This window comes from Evansella sp. AB-P1 (genome assembly GCF_029688925.1).
Lineage (GTDB): Bacteria > Bacillota > Bacilli > Bacillales > Salisediminibacteriaceae > Evansella.
The window spans coordinates 15296-32540 of sequence record NZ_JARUKY010000033.1 but is presented as its reverse complement, the minus strand read 5'-3'; the positions used below and the strand labels follow the sequence as shown (position 1 = coordinate 32540).

12 protein-coding genes, 1 tRNA gene and 1 riboswitch are annotated in these 17245 nt (G+C 34.2%); of the genes, 3 read left to right on the top strand and 10 right to left on the bottom strand.

The window, feature by feature from the left end; all coding sequences use genetic code 11:
* Nucleotides 1-772: ABC transporter permease (locus QA612_RS21935; protein WP_278285966.1), on the bottom strand; the 772-nt coding region annotated here is incomplete at its 3' end.
* A 68-nt stretch (nucleotides 773-840) separates the two neighbouring features.
* A riboswitch (TPP riboswitch) is annotated at nucleotides 841-952 on the bottom strand.
* A gap of 252 nt (nucleotides 953-1204) precedes the next feature.
* Between QA612_RS21935 and QA612_RS21930 the strand changes: the two genes are divergently transcribed.
* The gene (locus QA612_RS21930; RefSeq protein WP_278285965.1) at nucleotides 1205-2353 is read left to right on the top strand and encodes a DUF2515 family protein; all 1149 of its coding nucleotides are present in this window, start codon (nucleotides 1205-1207) and stop codon (nucleotides 2351-2353) included.
* A 103-nt stretch (nucleotides 2354-2456) separates the two neighbouring features.
* Here the strand turns inward: QA612_RS21930 and QA612_RS21925 are convergent, their stop codons facing one another.
* The 6 genes from QA612_RS21925 to QA612_RS21900 all read right to left on the bottom strand — a co-directional run bounded on the left by QA612_RS21925 (nucleotide 2457) and on the right by QA612_RS21900 (nucleotide 12529).
* A complete protein-coding gene (locus QA612_RS21925; RefSeq protein WP_278285964.1) occupies nucleotides 2457-4184 on the bottom strand; it encodes a diguanylate cyclase in 1728 nt (575 codons plus the stop codon).
* Nucleotides 4177-5292 (bottom strand): ABC transporter substrate-binding protein, encoded by a 1116-nt coding sequence (locus tag QA612_RS21920; RefSeq protein WP_278285963.1) that lies wholly within the window; start codon nucleotides 5290-5292, stop codon nucleotides 4177-4179. The genes QA612_RS21925 and QA612_RS21920 overlap by 8 nt, the downstream gene beginning before the upstream one ends.
* Before the next feature lie 567 nt (nucleotides 5293-5859).
* Entirely contained in the window at nucleotides 5860-9738 is a 3879-nt protein-coding gene (locus QA612_RS21915) for a polysaccharide lyase family protein (RefSeq protein ID WP_278285962.1), read from the bottom strand.
* Between the two features lie 412 nt (nucleotides 9739-10150).
* Nucleotides 10151-11584 carry a helix-turn-helix transcriptional regulator gene (locus QA612_RS21910; protein ID WP_278285961.1) on the bottom strand — a complete coding sequence of 478 codons (1434 nt, stop codon included), beginning with the start codon at nucleotides 11582-11584 and terminating at the stop codon, nucleotides 10151-10153.
* Nucleotides 11585-12167: 583 nt separating this feature from the next.
* Nucleotides 12168-12243, bottom strand: a tRNA-Ala gene (locus tag QA612_RS21905).
* 127 nt (nucleotides 12244-12370) lie between these two features.
* Nucleotides 12371-12529, bottom strand: a complete 159-nt coding sequence (locus QA612_RS21900) for a hypothetical protein (RefSeq protein WP_278285960.1) — start codon at nucleotides 12527-12529, stop codon at nucleotides 12371-12373.
* Between the two features lie 106 nt (nucleotides 12530-12635).
* On the opposite strand from QA612_RS21900, the gene QA612_RS21895 reads away from it, so the two are divergent.
* The gene (locus QA612_RS21895) at nucleotides 12636-13634 is read left to right on the top strand and encodes a potassium channel family protein (protein ID WP_278285959.1); all 999 of its coding nucleotides are present in this window, start codon (nucleotides 12636-12638) and stop codon (nucleotides 13632-13634) included.
* A gap of 1 nt (nucleotide 13635) precedes the next feature.
* On the opposite strand, the gene QA612_RS21890 is transcribed toward QA612_RS21895, so the two are convergent.
* From QA612_RS21890 to QA612_RS21880, 3 genes are all read right to left on the bottom strand, one after another.
* Nucleotides 13636-14046, bottom strand: a complete 411-nt coding sequence (locus tag QA612_RS21890; protein ID WP_278285958.1) for a YugN-like family protein — start codon at nucleotides 14044-14046, stop codon at nucleotides 13636-13638.
* A gap of 120 nt (nucleotides 14047-14166) precedes the next feature.
* Nucleotides 14167-15522 (bottom strand): glucose-6-phosphate isomerase, encoded by a 1356-nt coding sequence (locus QA612_RS21885; protein ID WP_278285957.1) that lies wholly within the window; start codon nucleotides 15520-15522, stop codon nucleotides 14167-14169.
* Nucleotides 15523-15627: 105 nt separating this feature from the next.
* The gene (locus QA612_RS21880; protein WP_278285956.1) at nucleotides 15628-16794 is read right to left on the bottom strand and encodes an iron-containing alcohol dehydrogenase; all 1167 of its coding nucleotides are present in this window, start codon (nucleotides 16792-16794) and stop codon (nucleotides 15628-15630) included.
* 219 nt (nucleotides 16795-17013) lie between these two features.
* On the opposite strand from QA612_RS21880, the gene QA612_RS21875 reads away from it, so the two are divergent.
* On the top strand, nucleotides 17014-17241 hold the full coding sequence (locus QA612_RS21875) for a DUF378 domain-containing protein (RefSeq protein WP_026690818.1): 228 nt from the start codon (nucleotides 17014-17016) through the stop codon (nucleotides 17239-17241).
* Nucleotides 17242-17245: the final 4 nt, after the last annotated feature.

Sequence of the window (17245 nt, the reverse complement as noted above, 5' to 3'; positions counted from 1 at the left end):
TATTTTTATAATTTTTGTATTTCCATGGCATTGCAATTCGACCAATGGAAATGACAATTAAAAATAACAGACAGCTTAATAAAGAAATTATAGCTATAGCCACGAACACTCTATCCGTAGCAAATGAATTTTGTGCCCTTACTAAAAAGATTCCTAATCCTTTACTTGCACCAACCCATTCTGAAATAACAGCAGCTAAAACACTATATGTAGCACCGATCCTCAATCCTGTGAAAAGATATGGAAGTGCATTCGGAAATCGAATCAAACGAAAAACCTGCCACCGTGACCCTCCCATAGAACGAACAAGGCGAATCATATCACGATCTGTTGATTGAAGTCCTTCAACAACACTAACAACGACAGGAAAAAACGTTACTAAAGCTACAATAAGAATTTTCGGTAAAATACCGTATCCGAACCAAATGACAAGAAGAGGTGCAATCGCTACTATAGGTATTGTTTGTGAAAACAATAGAATTGGATATAAGCTTTTCTTTAAAAGGTTAGACCAATCTAAAATAAATGCTAAGACAAGTGCAACAGATAGACCCAATAAAAAACCTAGTATTGCTTCAATGCTAGTAATCCAAACGTGCTGTGGCATTAAATCTAGCGTTTCAATAAATGTGCTTAAAATTTTGCTAGGAGCAGGTAAAATCCATTCTTCAAACTGCCATATCCAAACCACTGCTTCCCATATAATAAAGAAAAGCATGATAGCTATGAGTGATGGAAGTCCTGATATCATCATTTTTCGTAAATTGTTCATGATCAACCCCCTTCTTAATAACAAAAAAAGTCTACACGCAGAGAAGCATGTAGACCTAATAATAAAACTAATAGTCCTTAACATATCCCTCCGCTGGAATTACCCAGATCAGGTTATTAGGGTCGATATCTTCAACGGGATATCCTCTCAGCCAACCTCATAGCTCCCCTTTAAAATTGTCACCATGAGTATAGCATAGCTTTCCATTATCGACAATGTTAACCACTTATAAATAGTTTTAAATACTTAATTACTTGTCCACCTTTCATAACTTTCACCTTTGATGCATAGTTATCAATTGCCTTAATAAATCCTTGAATGCTTTAAGGAAGCTCTGTGTAGGCAACGAAACAATGACACCATTCTGTATGTCTAAGACAACAAAATACATAAAAAAAGCCTTACTTCAATAAGAAAAAGAGGTGAGAAAAAATGAAACCCTTCTCCGTTCTTCATAATATTTTTTTCAAAAAAACATTACCCTCAAACCTTAAAAAAATCAAAAGAAAGTTAGTAAAAAAACAAAAGAAGAATCATTATCAATCCAACTTTAAGAAAGAAGATCACAAACTCGTTCACTGGATCAAAAGTGAAACAAATAAATATAACAAAAATAATATTACTAGAACACAAGCTTATTTGGATTATTTTCAACGAAACAATGCTATACACTGGGCTTTCTTAGCTCATATGGTTTCTAGGAATGCAGGTTGGAATATGACGGATTTAAAAGGTGAATTATTATCACGATTATTTTCCAGTAAGGAGCAAAGTGATTTTTTTACATTTTTAGAACGAGGGAACTGGCTTATATTTCAGGATGCTTATCCTCAGCTTTTGCTTTACGAAGAAAGTGTAAATCGGCAAACAAATTTATTTCATCTACTCCCTTTTTTTAATGTGTCGATCTTTATGGAGATAATTTGGAACGAGTTTTTTGAAACAAGAAACCATTATTTACTCACAGTGGCACTCATTATAAATGAGCAACATTACATTGAAGAAAGACTCATTAAAAATTCCCACTATCAACAAACCGTATTAAATACCCTAGAATTTAAGCTACATGAGCTTTTAAGTTTAAATCAACTCTTATTCCCATTTAGAAATAAAAATATGATTGCATTAAAAGGTAAATCTGTAAACCACTTTTCCTCTTTACATGAACGAATTATGATTGGTAAAGGGTTATACAACATACTACTTGAAAATAAAAATCCTATACTGTCATGGTCATTAAGTCATCCACATACTGGCTCTCGAAAAGATTATTGGCCACATTTATTCCATGATGTTAACGAAGCCGTTCCTGGAAAGACTTTCAAACGACGACTAAAAGATTGTAAATTAATCAAAGGAGCCAACAAAATCTATAGTCCAAAACTTAAATATGCTTGGAAAGACTTAGATCAAGTAGCTCCAAATAAGGAAGATTGGTATAGGGATTGGAAAATTATCAATTATTTAATTAAAGATAATGAAAAGGTTGATGGAAACATTCTCTCTGACTATTGTCATACGTTGGAAAAAATTCAATTTGCTATCTTAACAAAGGATACTTTAAATGAAATTACAAAATAAAAACACAATCTCTCCAGTATCGAAGAAACCGTGTCTTTATTAGATCTTTCTACTTTTGTAAAAGAAAGCAAAAAATTACTTTATTGTTGAATCCTATTCTCATTTATTTTAGTACCACTCTATTACGTCCAAGCTCTTTTGCTTCATACAAGGCTTCATCTACTCTTTTAAGTAAAGTATCCATAGTATCTTCCTTGAGGATTTCCGTTACCCCTACACTAATAGTGACATTAAAAGACTCTTTATTTAGTTTAAAGACATGGTTCTGCATTTCTTTTCTAATGATTTCTGCAATTCTACTTACTTCATATCTACCTACTTTTGGAAGGAGCATAACAAATTCCTCTCCACCAAAACGTGCTAATATATGATCATCAGAAATTGATTTATTTAAGATAGAAGGTATAGTTCTTAATACTTCGTCACCAACAGGATGTCCATATTGATCGTTTATTCTTTTAAAATAATCAATATCAAACAAAATAATTGATGTTTGTTCCTGCCCAGCATGAATATATTCAAATGCTTCTTGTGCTTTTGTATAAAAATGTCTTCTATTATATACACCAGTTAACTCATCCGTAATAGCCATCATTTCCATCTTCCGATATATGATAGCATTATCCATTGCAATATTAGCCTGACTTGTATAAGCAAGTGCTATATCAATATCACTTTGAACAAATTCTTCCATTCGCTGTAAAACTACCATCCCTCTTACATTACTGTACAACTTAAAAGGGATTATCATATAGTTAAAATCATCTTTATTAAATGTTAAGACCTGCTTTTCCTTTACCTTTAAGTTTAAGAAAATAGAGTCTAATTCCTGTTTCTCTAGTTCAGCCCTGTAACTGTTTTCCTCTTTATGACAAGATACTATTTTTTCTAAGTCATTCTTTTCATAAATCCATATACTAGCGTTGCTATAATTTACAAATTCCATTAATTGGTCTAAAATAAGCTGCTGAACTTTACTTTCATCTAATGTGGAGTTTAGATTATACATTGCTTGTCTTAATGACTCAGAAATTCGGCTACGTTCCCTTTCAGAAACATATTCTAATTGAAACTGTGCTGCTTTTTCTTGTGATGCCATCAACTCTTTAATTTTATCAAGCATTCGGTTCAACTTACTCCCCAACATCCCAAACTCATCCTTGGATTTAAGCTTAACTCGTGCATTTAAATTCCCAGAACCTGCATTTGCCATCGTTTTCATAATGTTATTTAGTGGTGTCGTCACCCAAATAGATAAAAAGACAACTAATAAAATAAGTGAAACAGTAAAAAAGAGTACAAATTGTATGACAGAATAATGTATTATTTTATTTGTTAATTGTGAAATATAAGCATCCACTACGACAATGACAACGGCACCCTGAACAATATTACCATCAATAACAGGCACTAATGCAGCATCAAGCTCTTTCCCTTCAATTGAAATATCAATTAATGCTCCCTCATTATTTTGTAGAGCATTTTCAAATGTGGACTTATCTACGTGAACTTTCTGAATCTCTTCATTCTCACTATGAAATAACAGGTCACCATGTTTATTAAATACTAATGCATAAGATACTTCTGGGTATTCCTCCACTACTTCTCTACAAATTTCTTCGAATAAGAATATATCTTCAATATTTATACCTAATGATAATATTCGTTCTAGCTGCTGTTTCAAACTTCCACCAATAAGAAATAATTCCCGTTCTATCGCTTTACTATATTCTTGGTTAAAAAAATAACCGTTAAGAAAATTATTAGTTCCTATTGTTATTAATAAAATGGTTATAAGAACTAATAATATCTTATTTTTCAATCTATTCATCTGGAATCATCCATCCATATTCTGTCACAACTCTTGAACTTAGAAGTGTTTGACTTTTTATTTGGATTCCTAGATCATCTGCTCTTGCTTTACTAATTAATGGCTCTCCTTTCATTGAAGTCGTAATCGGCAAGTCACTTGGACTCTTTCCATCAACTAATATGCTTCTTGCCAGTAAACCAGCCTCACGTCCCTGTTCATAACCAGAAATGCTAACGACAGAAAGTGTTCCAAACGTTGCACGGTCCTTCCAAAAGCTAAAATCAGGAAGTTGGCTATTTGCTGCTGTCCATTCTAAAACATCACGATAGTGAACATTCTGACCGTTTTCATCTTTAAATGTAAAAATACCGATTAGAGCTATGGCATCTACTTCTGTTTGAAGATGTAAAATATGATCCTGATACTCTTTAAAAGAACTAAAATAATCCCATGAAACAAAGGAAACATCATCGATACTAGGAATCCTTTCTTCCATTCGTTCTCTTACTATTCCCCACATTGGATCATCATCAAAAATAACTGCAATTGTATCAACATCTGGTACAAGGTCTTTTAGTAAATTAACGTTTTCAATAAAGTGTTCCACTTCTAAAACTCCAGTTACATTTGAAGCATTTTCAAAACCATAAAATTCTGGTTCTTCGTTTACTGCGCTAAAAACAATGGGTAGTGAAGTGTTAACAAAATGGAGGGCAACAAATTCCACTGCATCATCGTCACTAACAAATAACAGGTCTGGATCTGAGGCTTCAATTAAAGCAATTGCTTCGTCACCTTTTGCTTTCTTCTCTTCTTCTGTACTAAAGTTTTTCGTATCCATTTCGAAAATTTCGTATTCTACTTGTATATCATCCCCTAATGCATCTTGAAAGCCCTGGAGCTGTGTTTCAGTCCATTCCCACGGGGTATGATAGCTCATTACGTGAAAAACTTTAAAGGTTTGGTCTTGAACATTTATATTTCCACTTTCATTTTCATCCACATCTGTTTTATCAAACTCATTTTCTGCTTCACTATTATTAAAGCATCCTAGCATAATCGAAGTTAATAATAGGATTAAAATAATTAAAGCTTCTCTTTTCATAAACAAAATTCTAATATTCACCTTTATACACCCTCTCTAAAACTAACTTATCAAAATGACTACGTATAAAATAATAAGAAAACTAGTTAAACAAAAACAAACGCTTTCCAGTTAATTAATAGTTTTCTTCTACCCTGAAAATAGCTGTTATCAAGCTTAATAGTATTTACAAATAAAGGTCAGGCTAATCATTCGTTACAACCCACTTCCCTTTCACCACAAGGATATAAGCACCACATCTGTTCTGGCTTCGACTCATTCCAATTAGATTAAAATTAATCTTCATACTCCATGGTCCAAGCTAGTACTTACGTGGAGTCTATCTTAAAAGAAGTATTAGTTCCATTTTCCTTTTATCTTTCAAATTCAAAAATATGAAAATATTTTACAATTATTTGATATTATTTTACTACTACGATTTTACTATAATCATTTTAAATAAAAAAGATTTTCCTAAAGGAAATTTATAGTACTTCTGTATCTTTTTTATACTATGAAATAAGAAAAAGAGTGGCATCTCCACCATCTTACATGGTAGATGCCACTCTATTTATTTACTGGTCTCTATTCCAGTAACCTACTGTTTTTCTATTCAACTGTGGAAAGTCGATCAATAAGAAGGTTAGCCTTATAATTTAAATCATTCATAGCTTCCCCAGATACATGATCTTGAAGTGAACGTTGGTTCAAATGCTTAATAAAATCTTCTAGATGTTTAATTGCTTCCTCCAATCGTTCATGGTTCAAATGATGTTCTACCTGATTTAAGCGATTTTGAAGCATTGGTAGCAAGGGCATTTGAATATCTCCTGTTGCTGCATAATCCTTAACAAGTTGTTTCATCACTGGGACTGTTAAGATCTCCATTTTTAAGGCATCATACATGATTCCTACATGTGAGCCAGAAAGTAGCTCTGCATGTTTTAAAGCAATAATGTTCTCTCCCTCTTGAAGAAGTGATGCATCAAATGGAATTTCTAGTAAGTAATAATAACCAGATTCACCACTTCTATATAATGATGCATCCTGTTCAAGCGGGGTAACGAAACCATCTGATGTAAATATGTCTGTTCCATTTAAGTTTACATTCAGAGTCCCTCTGCTAGAAGCTGCAATACCTATTGTTAATGTACCCTCACCGAAGTCTACATCCTCCGTATCAAATCGAATCAACCATTCTGCTAGAGTTGTATCACGCGGTACTAACAAATCGTTTTCGTTACCTGGCGTTTTAATATTAGGATGGAAGTAATTCCAATCTGTACTCTCATCGCTTTCTCCGATTACAAAATCTACATCATCTGGAAAATCAAATGGATACTGTAACCATAAACCCCATTGACGGAGTTCATCGCCATAATAAAATTCTCTAGGCGTCCGATCTGGTGTACCTATTTGCCATAATTTTTCACCATGCGAGGTAGGGGTCCAGTCTAATTGCTCTAAATCCGTCAATTGATTTTCAGAAACGTTTACTCCATCATAATGGAATTCACCAAAAACGCCATCCACATACGCAAAAAGGGTGTATTCACCAGCTCTTACATGTGGAATATGAAAATTTCCATCTGAATCTGCTCTAGTATAATATAAATAATCTAAATTTTGCTCATAGAAGTTAATATCTTGTTCCCCTAAAATGACCCAAGCATCTTCAGGAGAAGATCCATCTGTAATGTTTAAATTACCTGTAACTTCACCACGAGTGTCTGCTTGATATAACGGATCATCAAGCCAAGCGTACGGCCACTTTTCTTGCTCTTGATCCGTCCTATCCTTCACATCATTCCAAAGTTCATCAACACCGTCTCCCTCATTTACATAAACAAAAAATGGACCATAGATTTTTTCCCAACCTTTTTCAGGTACAACGTTAGGTACTCCGAAGTGTCTTACTTGCTCATACCAATGAACCATTGGCGTAGAGGTAGTTTGTTCAATATAGTACTCCTGTTTAGACGGTCCACCAACAAGATATTCATCACTTGTCCGAATAACAGAAATCCCTAAATTTTCACCAAAAATACCGTTGACACGATTGTCTCCTATATGCACTGCGTGATTATATTTTGTATATATTTCTCCATTTGGAAGTCTCGTAGTAGCATCCATCAACGTTTGGCCAGCACTTATATCTTGAGGACGAGGGAACTCACCTAATCGATCACCCTTGTGATCATCCTCTATTCCATACTGATTAAATAATGTTGGATTCGCGCGGAAGGAGTACCTGGATTGCTCCACTTCCATCCCATCTGGCATGTGCTCGGGGTACTTAAAAATACTATAAACATAAACACCTGGTGAATCCGCTTCCAAAACATAGCGATATTCTAACTCAAATGGTAATCTTTCTGGGTTAGTTGTTGAAACAGCAACTTCAATGCGATCATCCGTCTGTGATACTAGACGATAGCTCATTCCGGAACCGCCGTACGTTCTTCTGTTCCCATCTAATACATAATTGAGATGGTAGTACCCACCTTGACCACCTAAGAGATTCGTATCTTGAAAATCTCCTCTCTTTCTTAAAGATGGGATTCTACCATTCCCTTTTGTGAGTGTAAAAGATATTTCAGAGTTGGTAAGCATTACACTTGAACCTAGGTCAACAAGCTCCACACCTTCATCCACACGCCACTCAATTTCTTCTATTTCAACCTTTGACTCAATAATTAATGCATTAATGCGAGCAGGGGAACCGCTAAATTCTATATTTAATTGTTCTTCCTCAACATTCACATCAAAGCTCTCTTCAGAGTAAACTCCAGTCTCCTCTGTTAAAGTGACAATCTCCTCTCCATTAGCTTTTACAGTAGTTGCTGTATCCTCATTGGCATCTCCAGACATAACCGTAACTGTGTAAAGTGAGTTTGGAACGTTTACTTGGAAGTTCATTGACTCTCCGTAACAGTAGTTACTTAATAGGACGTCCGTTGTTTCCTGATTAACTCCCCCTATACCAGATACATCTGTCCATCCATAACCTGTTTCAGAGCTATATAATTCATTACACATGATACCTTCAAAACCTGACTCCACAGGTCCTGGACCGAAGTCAAACTTCCAGACAGGCTGTATGTGTAACGCATTTAACCGTACAGTGTTTCCATTTAATTGAAGTAAAAGTTGTCCATCCTCGACTTTCACATAGAAAGATTCATCGATATAATTTCCTGCTGAGGCACTTGCTCCCTCTAGGACCACTTCTTCTTGAATCCTTACTGTAGTAGAAGATTGAGAAGCGATCTCGTCACCCATAATTAGACTTACATTGTACCACCCGTTTGGCACATTAGCCTGAAAACTTAACGATGATCCGGCAACACAAAAATCTCTTCTTAATGCGTTGAGCTGTTGACTACGATCTCGACCATCTACGGATGAAAGGAACCCATAGCCAACAGAAGGATCATATATTTCATTACAGGAAAGTCCAATATATCCTTCCTCTGTTGGACCAGTCCCAAAGTCAAACTTATAGCTTGGAGCCTCCACTCTTATTTCTTCCTCTTCAGGAGTCGTTAGAGTAATAATGATTCCGTTTACACGAGCAGGATCCCCCATAAACTCCATATTTAAATGACCATTATCTACAGTTATATCAAAGCTGTCTTCAGAATAGCTACCCGCTTCTTCCGAGATATTTACTACTTCCTCTCCTTCTACGAATACCGTAGTAGTCGTTTCATTTGATTCATCCCCTGAGATAATTTTCACATTATAATATGAATTAGGGAGATCCACCTGAAAGCCAAATGTGTTTCCAGAACAGTAATCATTCAGTAGAGCAGAAGATATTCCCTGATTTACAGCTTCAATACCAGTTATATCAGTCCACCCATAGCCAACTTCATCATCATAGAGATCCTCACACGTCACTCCTATAAATCCAGATTCTACATCCCCAGATCCGAAATCAAACTTCCAGATAGGTTCTATTTCAAGACCATTAAGCCTCACTGTGTTTCCATTTAGTTGTACATTAAACTGTCCATCCGTAACCTCAACTTCAAAAGTTTCCTCAATAAACTCCCCAGATGAAGCACTTACTCCTTCCAATACAACTTCTCCTTGAGCAGTTACCGTTGTTGAAGATTGAGAAGCTATTTGGTCTCCCATGATAATGTTTACGTTATACAAACCATTTGGTAGATCTACTTGGAAACCTATGCTTGAACCGCCTACACAGAAATCTCTCTTCATATTATTAAACTGTCCACTTCGGTCTCTACCATCAACAGAAGAAAGTAAACCATATCCTTTAGATGGTGAATAGAGTTCATTACAGGATACCCCGATATACCCTTCTTCCGTTGGCCCTGGTCCAAAATCAAACAAATAAGTCAATTCCTCTAAACTTGAATCTTCAGAATTCACCTCATCATTACTAAAGACAGCTAAATTGAAGGTGCTAAGTGCTAATATCAATGCTAATACAACTTTAGTGAACTTTTTACTTCCCATATAATATTTACCTCCATTCGTTTAATAGTATTTTTTGTATCAGTTAAATCCTTCACCTCCCCATTCAAAAACATCATTTTAAATAAGTAGATTCATGATGTAATTAAACAAAGCAAAACAACAACATCAACATTTGTTTTGATTTGTTTATATTTGTTTTCGTTGTATATTTGAATGTTATCTACTTTTAAGAACTATCTCAATAAACATATATCGTCTAATAAACTTATTTCTTTTTACTGTTGCATTCGTTGTTTTAAATACAACTAAACATCTTTCTACTAACAAACAGTTTTCCTACTAGTTTTGAAAACAACATGCAGCCATAACTAATAAAGACAAAAGAAGATCTTACTCTAGTAGCATTCCTAGAATAAGATCTATTAGATCATCAGCATATTAATTTCAAAATCTAAGAAGGTTTAGATAAATCCGTTTTAATAGGGTCTTCACGATATTCTCCAGGTGATATACCAACTACTTTTTTAAATGTACGGCTGAAGGATATCGCACTTGAATAGCCAACCTTTTCAGCAATTATCTGTAAAGACATATTTGTATTTGTTAACAACTCTTTCGCAGCAATTATTCTTAAATCTATTAAAAAATCTACATATTTTATGCCGAACTCCTTTTTAAATAATTTGCTTAAATATTTAGCCTTTATACCAAAATGTTCGCTAATTAATGTAAGAGATAAATTTGAATCATTATAATTGTTCTCAATATAAGCACGAATTGCATAAATAAGAGTGTGGTAGCTATTCTGTTCATCCTGTTCCTCAAACTTTTCCTGCAACTCATTTAATAAACAATAGGATGCATCTTTAATATCGGTAATGGTTTCTGTTGTGTCTAATAGCTTCATTAACTTCGGTTTTGTATGCCCATTCCATAGCTTTTTATATTCCGGTGCTAAACTATTAATCTCTTGATCTAAACAAGAAATTAAATAGTTAAACAAATAATATAAGTCAGATTGTGGGAGAAGTTCTGTCTTAAGTTCGTTGAAAAATTCCAAGTATATTGTTCTCCACTTTGAATCCATGTTTCTAAAGCAATATCCAATTACACGAAGTGTTTCAAAAAAATTAAATATTTTGTCCTGTCTCTTTAACATACAATCATCAAATACAATTAAACGATTATTACCTTTACCTCCTTTATATTCAATTGCTTGTGTCGCTTCATGATAACAAAAGTGAACGTTGTCATACTCTTTGGCCGTTCTACTAAGACCTATAGTAACCGTAAATGGAAAATCAACATTTATCTTTCTAATATACTCAACTAACACCTTATGCAAGGGAAATGTTTTGTCTCTGCTAGTAATAACAGCACTTAATTGTTTAAAGGATGTCCATTCCGACCATAAAACAATTGCCTCCTGATCAAATTGTTGTTCCAAAATAGTTGTTATGCTTTTCTTGAAAATACATTGATTTTTTTTAGTATATACACTTCCAAATTGATGATACTGATCTATTTCAATTATAAATGCACTAAAAACGGAAGCGCTTTTAATAAAACCTAAATCTTTTATTTCTTGTTTCCAATGATCTGAATCTAAAAATAATCCCCCTGTAATCCATTCATAAAAATGATATCTATTTTTTAGGTTTCTTTCTTGATGTAACTTTCGAAGTAACGATTGATACCTTTTCTTAGTGATATATGCAATTAAAAAAATTCCTAAGCACAAGATAACAATATAAAAAGCCCCCATAATAATTAGATAATTCAGCCAACTAACTTCTATATCTGCATAATGTATTTTTACAAGATAAAAGGATGATAAAAATAAAAAAAACACGGTAACCAAAAATATGAGAATATAAATATACAATGTGTGACTATACCAACTCTTTTTAATTTTTCATTACTCCCTTCATCACTTTTTTCGATACCATCAACTACGAATCATAATTAGTATAAATATCTTTTCTCAATAAATATTTTGACTATTTTTAATATTATTAATTTTGTTAATACATGTCTTCAATATTAAAGTTTTAAATCCCTTCAAAATAAAAATAAACAGATACAAAGTCATATAAACAGATACATTTCATCCTTTGTTTAAGTATTTTTTGGGAAATATGACTTAATGGCTATTTGATTAGACAGTGCCTGGTTAGTACTTCCTAAGCCTGTTTATTTCCTGGGCAATCGCAAAAATTTATCTTTATTAACACTACGTCTTTACTTTTGTCGAAGTACGTAACATTTGTGTAAGTAAACTTATGGAATGACTCAGTGAATGACGTTGAACGGTGATGTGGGAGTATATGTAATGGACAATAAAAAAACGACACAACTCCTCGCTTAGGCGAAAAACTGCGTCGTTATACACATATGTAACGTTTTGATATTATTTAGTTTTTGTGAGTTGGTACTCACTAAACTTTTGTTTATATCTTTATTTCATTTGGTGGAGCATAGCGGGATCGAACCGCTGACCTCTACGCTGCCAGCGTAGCGCTCTCCCAGCTGAGCTAATGCCCCTGAGATTTTGTTCATGTAATGTAATCTCACATTAATAAAGATTATAACGTGATGAAATGGACAAAGCAACCTTTTTTTATAATAAAGTGTCGAAACGTGTTTTATACTTTCATTTTGACAGATTGATTTAAAATATAATAAATAAAATGTACCATGCAATTCCAGCAATGAGAGCTGTGATTAGTCCTGATAAAACATTTTCTTTAATTACTTTTTTATTTTTTACTGCATCAAAAACTATCCAACCAATAAAAATTGTAATTGCAAATATAATTGCTTGTGCCAATTGTTCCCTCCCCTTTCATCCTTCCTATCGTAACAAAAATATGAATGAGATGCACTACGTTTTGTCCATAATGGAGATAGAAGTTTGAAGGAGATGACACTACTATATGTACCGATTTGACTTTATATTACATTCATACAGTAAATTACATTCCCTTTTAAAAATGACAGCCATCGTTTTTTTATTTGTATTTATTATTGGAGGAATTATTCATGTTATTGAACCTGATGCTTTTCCTACTATTTATGATGGTGTTTGGTGGGGAGTCGTTACTATTTCTACTGTAGGTTATGGAGATTTTGTACCAGAAACCGTATTTGGGCGTTTTTTAGGAATGGTGCTTATCATATCTGGCATAGCTTTATTTTCATTTTTTATTACCAATCTCGCTAGCTCCACGATATTATCTAAGCAAGAACGGGATGAAGGTGGAACGAATTATCACAAGCATGAACACGTTATTATTGTAGGTTGGAACGAACGAAGTGACCACCTCATACATCAAATCCAACAAATCAATAAAAATCAGGACATTGTTTTAATAGATGAAACATTACAAAAAAAACCAGAGCATTTTAAGAGGGTCACGTTTATTAAAGGCTCTCCTACTGTTGATGAGACGTTTAGAAGGGCAAATGTAAAAGAAGGACGAACAGTAATTATTACTTCAAACCATCATATTGATGAAAAGTCTGCCGATGCAAATACTGTCTTATCATTACTGACTGTAAAAGGACTAAATAGTAACATTTATGCAATCGTAGAAATCATGACAGATTCACAGATAAAAAATGCTGAAAGAGCAGGAGCAGATGAGATTATTCAAAGCTCCAACTATGTAAGTAAGCTTTTGATGAATGGAATTATTAACCACGGAATGACTGATGTGATATTCCAAATGCTAAACCGTGGAAAAGAGGAACACTTATATTTCAAAGCTGTTCCTACTGACTTAATTAATGAAAGCTTTGAAAGAGCCATTGAGGACTGCCAAACAAAGGATTCCTTTCTCATGGGTATCCGTCGTGATAACCAAACTATTTTGCATCCATCAAAAGGCTCCCAATTACTTATAGGGGATCAGTTAATTTTTTATAGAAGATAACTTAGCTCATTTCAAATAAAATCACTTGTTCTAGCTCTCTAATGTATTCTTTCCCTGTTGCAATCCATTCTGCTGGAAATATTGCATCAGGATTATCAGGAGCAGCAAACTGATTGAATAGTGGATTAGGATCTTCTTCATTATCATGATCTAATCCACTTTCATATTGATGGGCTAATAAAAAAGGACGACCTAATTTAACATGTACTCCTCTTGTGTCTAATTCCCCATCAATTGCTGTAAAGGGTAATCGAACGTAGAGATATTCTCCACCTTCTTCAATTTTGTGATCAAAGTATCCATGGTCGTATTCCCATCCACCACCAATGACATATCCTAATGGCTTTAATTTCTTTTCTAATTCGTAAAGCTGATATTCCTTGTTTTCTAATGCAGATTGAACTTCAATCATTAATCTCCCTCCACCACATTTTTTTCCTTATAGATTAGGATAACCTTAAGTTAGAAATTCTATTAAAAAAAGACCTTTTACAAAATAAAAGGTCTCATTCATATTAAGATACATGAATATTTATTTTTCCATTAACCTACGTTCTAATGCAGCTTTCTGCTCTTCAAAACCTGGTTTTCCTAGGAGAGCAAACATATTTTTCTTATATGCTTCTACACCTGGTTGATCAAATGGATTCACCCCTAATAGGTAACCACTCATTGCGCAAGCTTTTTCAAAAAAATAGACTAAATAACCGAAATGATATTCGTTTAGCTCAGGTATGTTCACAATTAAATTTGGGACACCACCATCTAAGTGGGCCAGCATTGTTCCTTCACAAGCTTTTTTATTCACGAAATCCATTGTCTTTCCTGCCAAGTAATTTAAACCGTCTAAATCGTTTTCTGTTTCTTGAATGGTCAACTCTTCTTGCGCAGATTCTACATTAAGAACTGTTTCAAATAAGTTTCTACGTCCATCTTGAACATATTGCCCCATAGAATGAAGATCGGTTGAGAAATCAACTGCTGCTGGAAAGATTCCCTTTTGATCCTTACCTTCACTTTCACCATACAACTGCTTCCACCATTCTGAAACGAAGTGGAGTGCTGGTTCATAGTTAACCATTAGTTCAATTGATTTCCCTTTATTATATAGTACGTTTCTTACTGCTGCATATTGATAAGCTTCGTTCTCGGCAAGACTAGGATGACTATAACTTTCTCTAGCATCAGCCGCTCCGTTCATCATAGACATAATATCCAATCCAGCAGCTGCAATTGGTAATAGTCCAACAGCTGTTAAAACGGAAAAGCGTCCACCAACGTCATCAGGTATATCAAATGATTCATAGCCTTCATCAGTAGCTAATTGCTTTAAAGCCCCCTTTTCCTTATCTGTTGTTGCGTAAATTCTTTTTCTTGCTTCTTCTACACCGTACTTTTTTTCTACGTAGTCACGGAATATTCGAAATGCGATTGCGGGTTCTGTTGTCGTTCCAGACTTTGAAATGACGTTTATGGAAACATCCTTACCATCAATTACCTGCAATAGATGACTTACATATGTAGAGCTAATATTATTTCCTACAAAGAAAATTTGTGGTGTTTTACGACTTCCTTTTTCCAAAACATTGTAGAAAGAATGTTGTAGTGCTTCAATTGCAGCTCTTGCTCCAAGATAAGAGCCACCAATACCAATTACTATTAATACTTCAGAGTCAGATTTTATTTTCTTTGCTGCCTTCTGTATTCTTGAAAATTCTTCTTTGTTATAATTTATCGGTAAATCAACCCACCCTAAAAAATCATTTCCTGCACCTGTACCATTGTGAATTGCATCATGGGATGATTTCACTAAATCAGTCATATAATCAATTTCATGCTTTGAAACAAAGGATGAAGCTTTTGAATAATCAAACATTAATTTTTCCATTCCTACTCCTCCTTAATTTATTCAATGATTTTTTATTATTTTAAATGAACTAAATATTACAGCATATAAATTATTCCACATATGCTAATTATAAACAATATCTTTTTACAGGCTTGCATTTAAAATTTGAATCACATCTTGTTTATTCAATTTATTAAAATTACCGAACTCACCATTGATCATTGCTTTATCTGCAATTATCTCTAATTTACTATCATCAATTTCATAATCAGCTAAGCGATTAGGGGCACCAATCAAGGACCAAAATTTCTCTAATTCCTTAATTCCTTCCTCCGCTACCTCTGCATTTGATTTCCCTTCAGGGTTCACACCCCAAACTCGGACAGCCAGATTGTATAGTTTTGTCTCCCCTTTATCAAGGTGGTAACGCATCCATTGCGGAAATAAGATTGCAAGACCTCCCGCATGTGGGATATCATAAACTGCTGAAACTGCATGCTCGATATTATGGGAAGCCCAATCCCCTCGTACTCCCATTTGTAGCATACCATTAAGTGCAATTGTCCCTGAATAAAGTATAGTTTTTCGTAATTCTAGGTCATTTAAATTGTTCACAAGCTTTGGTCCAGCCTCAATCACTGCTTTCAATACTGCCTCACACATATATTCTTGAACTTGTGTGTTCGTCTGTTTATGAAAATATTGCTCAAAAACATGTGTCATCATGTCAACGATACCGTAAACCGTATGGTTTTTTGGAACCGTTAATGTGTTTATTGGATCTAATATAGAAAACTTTGGATATGTATATGGACTACCCCACCCATATTTTTCCTGCGTTTCCCAGTTTGTTATAACAGAACCTGCATTCATTTCAGAACCTGTAGCAGCTAATGTTAAAATAGTTCCAAAAGGTAGAGCAGATTGCACTGGAGCTTTTTTTGTAATAAAATCCCATGCATCTCCATTATATTTTGCACCTGCTGCAATTGCCTTCGTACAGTCAATAACACTTCCCCCACCGACTGCAAGCAATACATCTATTTTTTCGTTTTTACATATATTAACACCTTTATATACTGTTGTTAATCTTGGATTTGGTTCAACTCCTGGTAGCTCATAAACAATAAAATCCCCATCAGATAATATTGAAAGAACTTCATTATATAAGCCATTTGCCTTTATACTTCCACCACCATATACGAGAAGAACCTTCTTACCTAATGGTCGCAATTGATTAACTAGATGTTCTTGCACCTGATTTCGACCAAAAATTAGCCGTGTTGGATTATAATAGATAAAATTATCCATGACAAACTTCCCTTCAATTATAAAATGGTAAATTTATGTTATTCGTTATGTGTATTATCTCTTATACTATCCTTTAAAAGCAAAGTATTTCCTATTTTAATTTCTTTTTTTTTATTGAATGAATAATACGATTGTACTTTTATCATCCTATGATTAGGAGCATGTAATGAGCTTCTATACAGAACATGACTTTACCCCTTATAAGGAGGTGAGGAGTCCATGAGTGGAATCCAACGTACTGCATTAGTCTTAGCCATTATCGGTGCTGTTAACTGGGGGTTAATTGGTTTTTTCCGATTTGATCTTGTTGCAGCAATATTTGGTGGTCAAGCAGCTGGATTTTCCCGTTTCATCTATGCCCTCGTAGGATTGGCAGGGTTATATTGTATTTCAATCTTGTTTAAACCTGATGAAGAGCTTGAACGTAGTCCGGAACCGCAACGATAATGTT

Bases quoted from the DNA above. Each gene is read 5' to 3' on its own strand.
- QA612_RS21930 (WP_278285965.1), top strand. From the start codon at position 1,205: ATGAAACCCTTCTCCGTTCTTCATAATATTTTTTTCAAAAAAACATTA.
- QA612_RS21925 (WP_278285964.1), bottom strand. From the start codon at position 4,184: ATGAATAGATTGAAAAATAAGATATTATTAGTTCTTATAACCATTTTA.
- QA612_RS21915 (WP_278285962.1), bottom strand. From the start codon at position 9,738: ATGGGAAGTAAAAAGTTCACTAAAGTTGTATTAGCATTGATATTAGCA.
- QA612_RS21895 (WP_278285959.1), top strand. From the start codon at position 12,636: ATGTACCGATTTGACTTTATATTACATTCATACAGTAAATTACATTCC.
- QA612_RS21890 (WP_278285958.1), bottom strand. From the start codon at position 14,046: ATGATTGAAGTTCAATCTGCATTAGAAAACAAGGAATATCAGCTTTAC.
- QA612_RS21885 (WP_278285957.1), bottom strand. From the start codon at position 15,522: ATGGAAAAATTAATGTTTGATTATTCAAAAGCTTCATCCTTTGTTTCA.
- QA612_RS21880 (WP_278285956.1), bottom strand. From the start codon at position 16,794: ATGGATAATTTTATCTATTATAATCCAACACGGCTAATTTTTGGTCGA.
- QA612_RS21875 (WP_026690818.1), top strand. From the start codon at position 17,014: ATGAGTGGAATCCAACGTACTGCATTAGTCTTAGCCATTATCGGTGCT.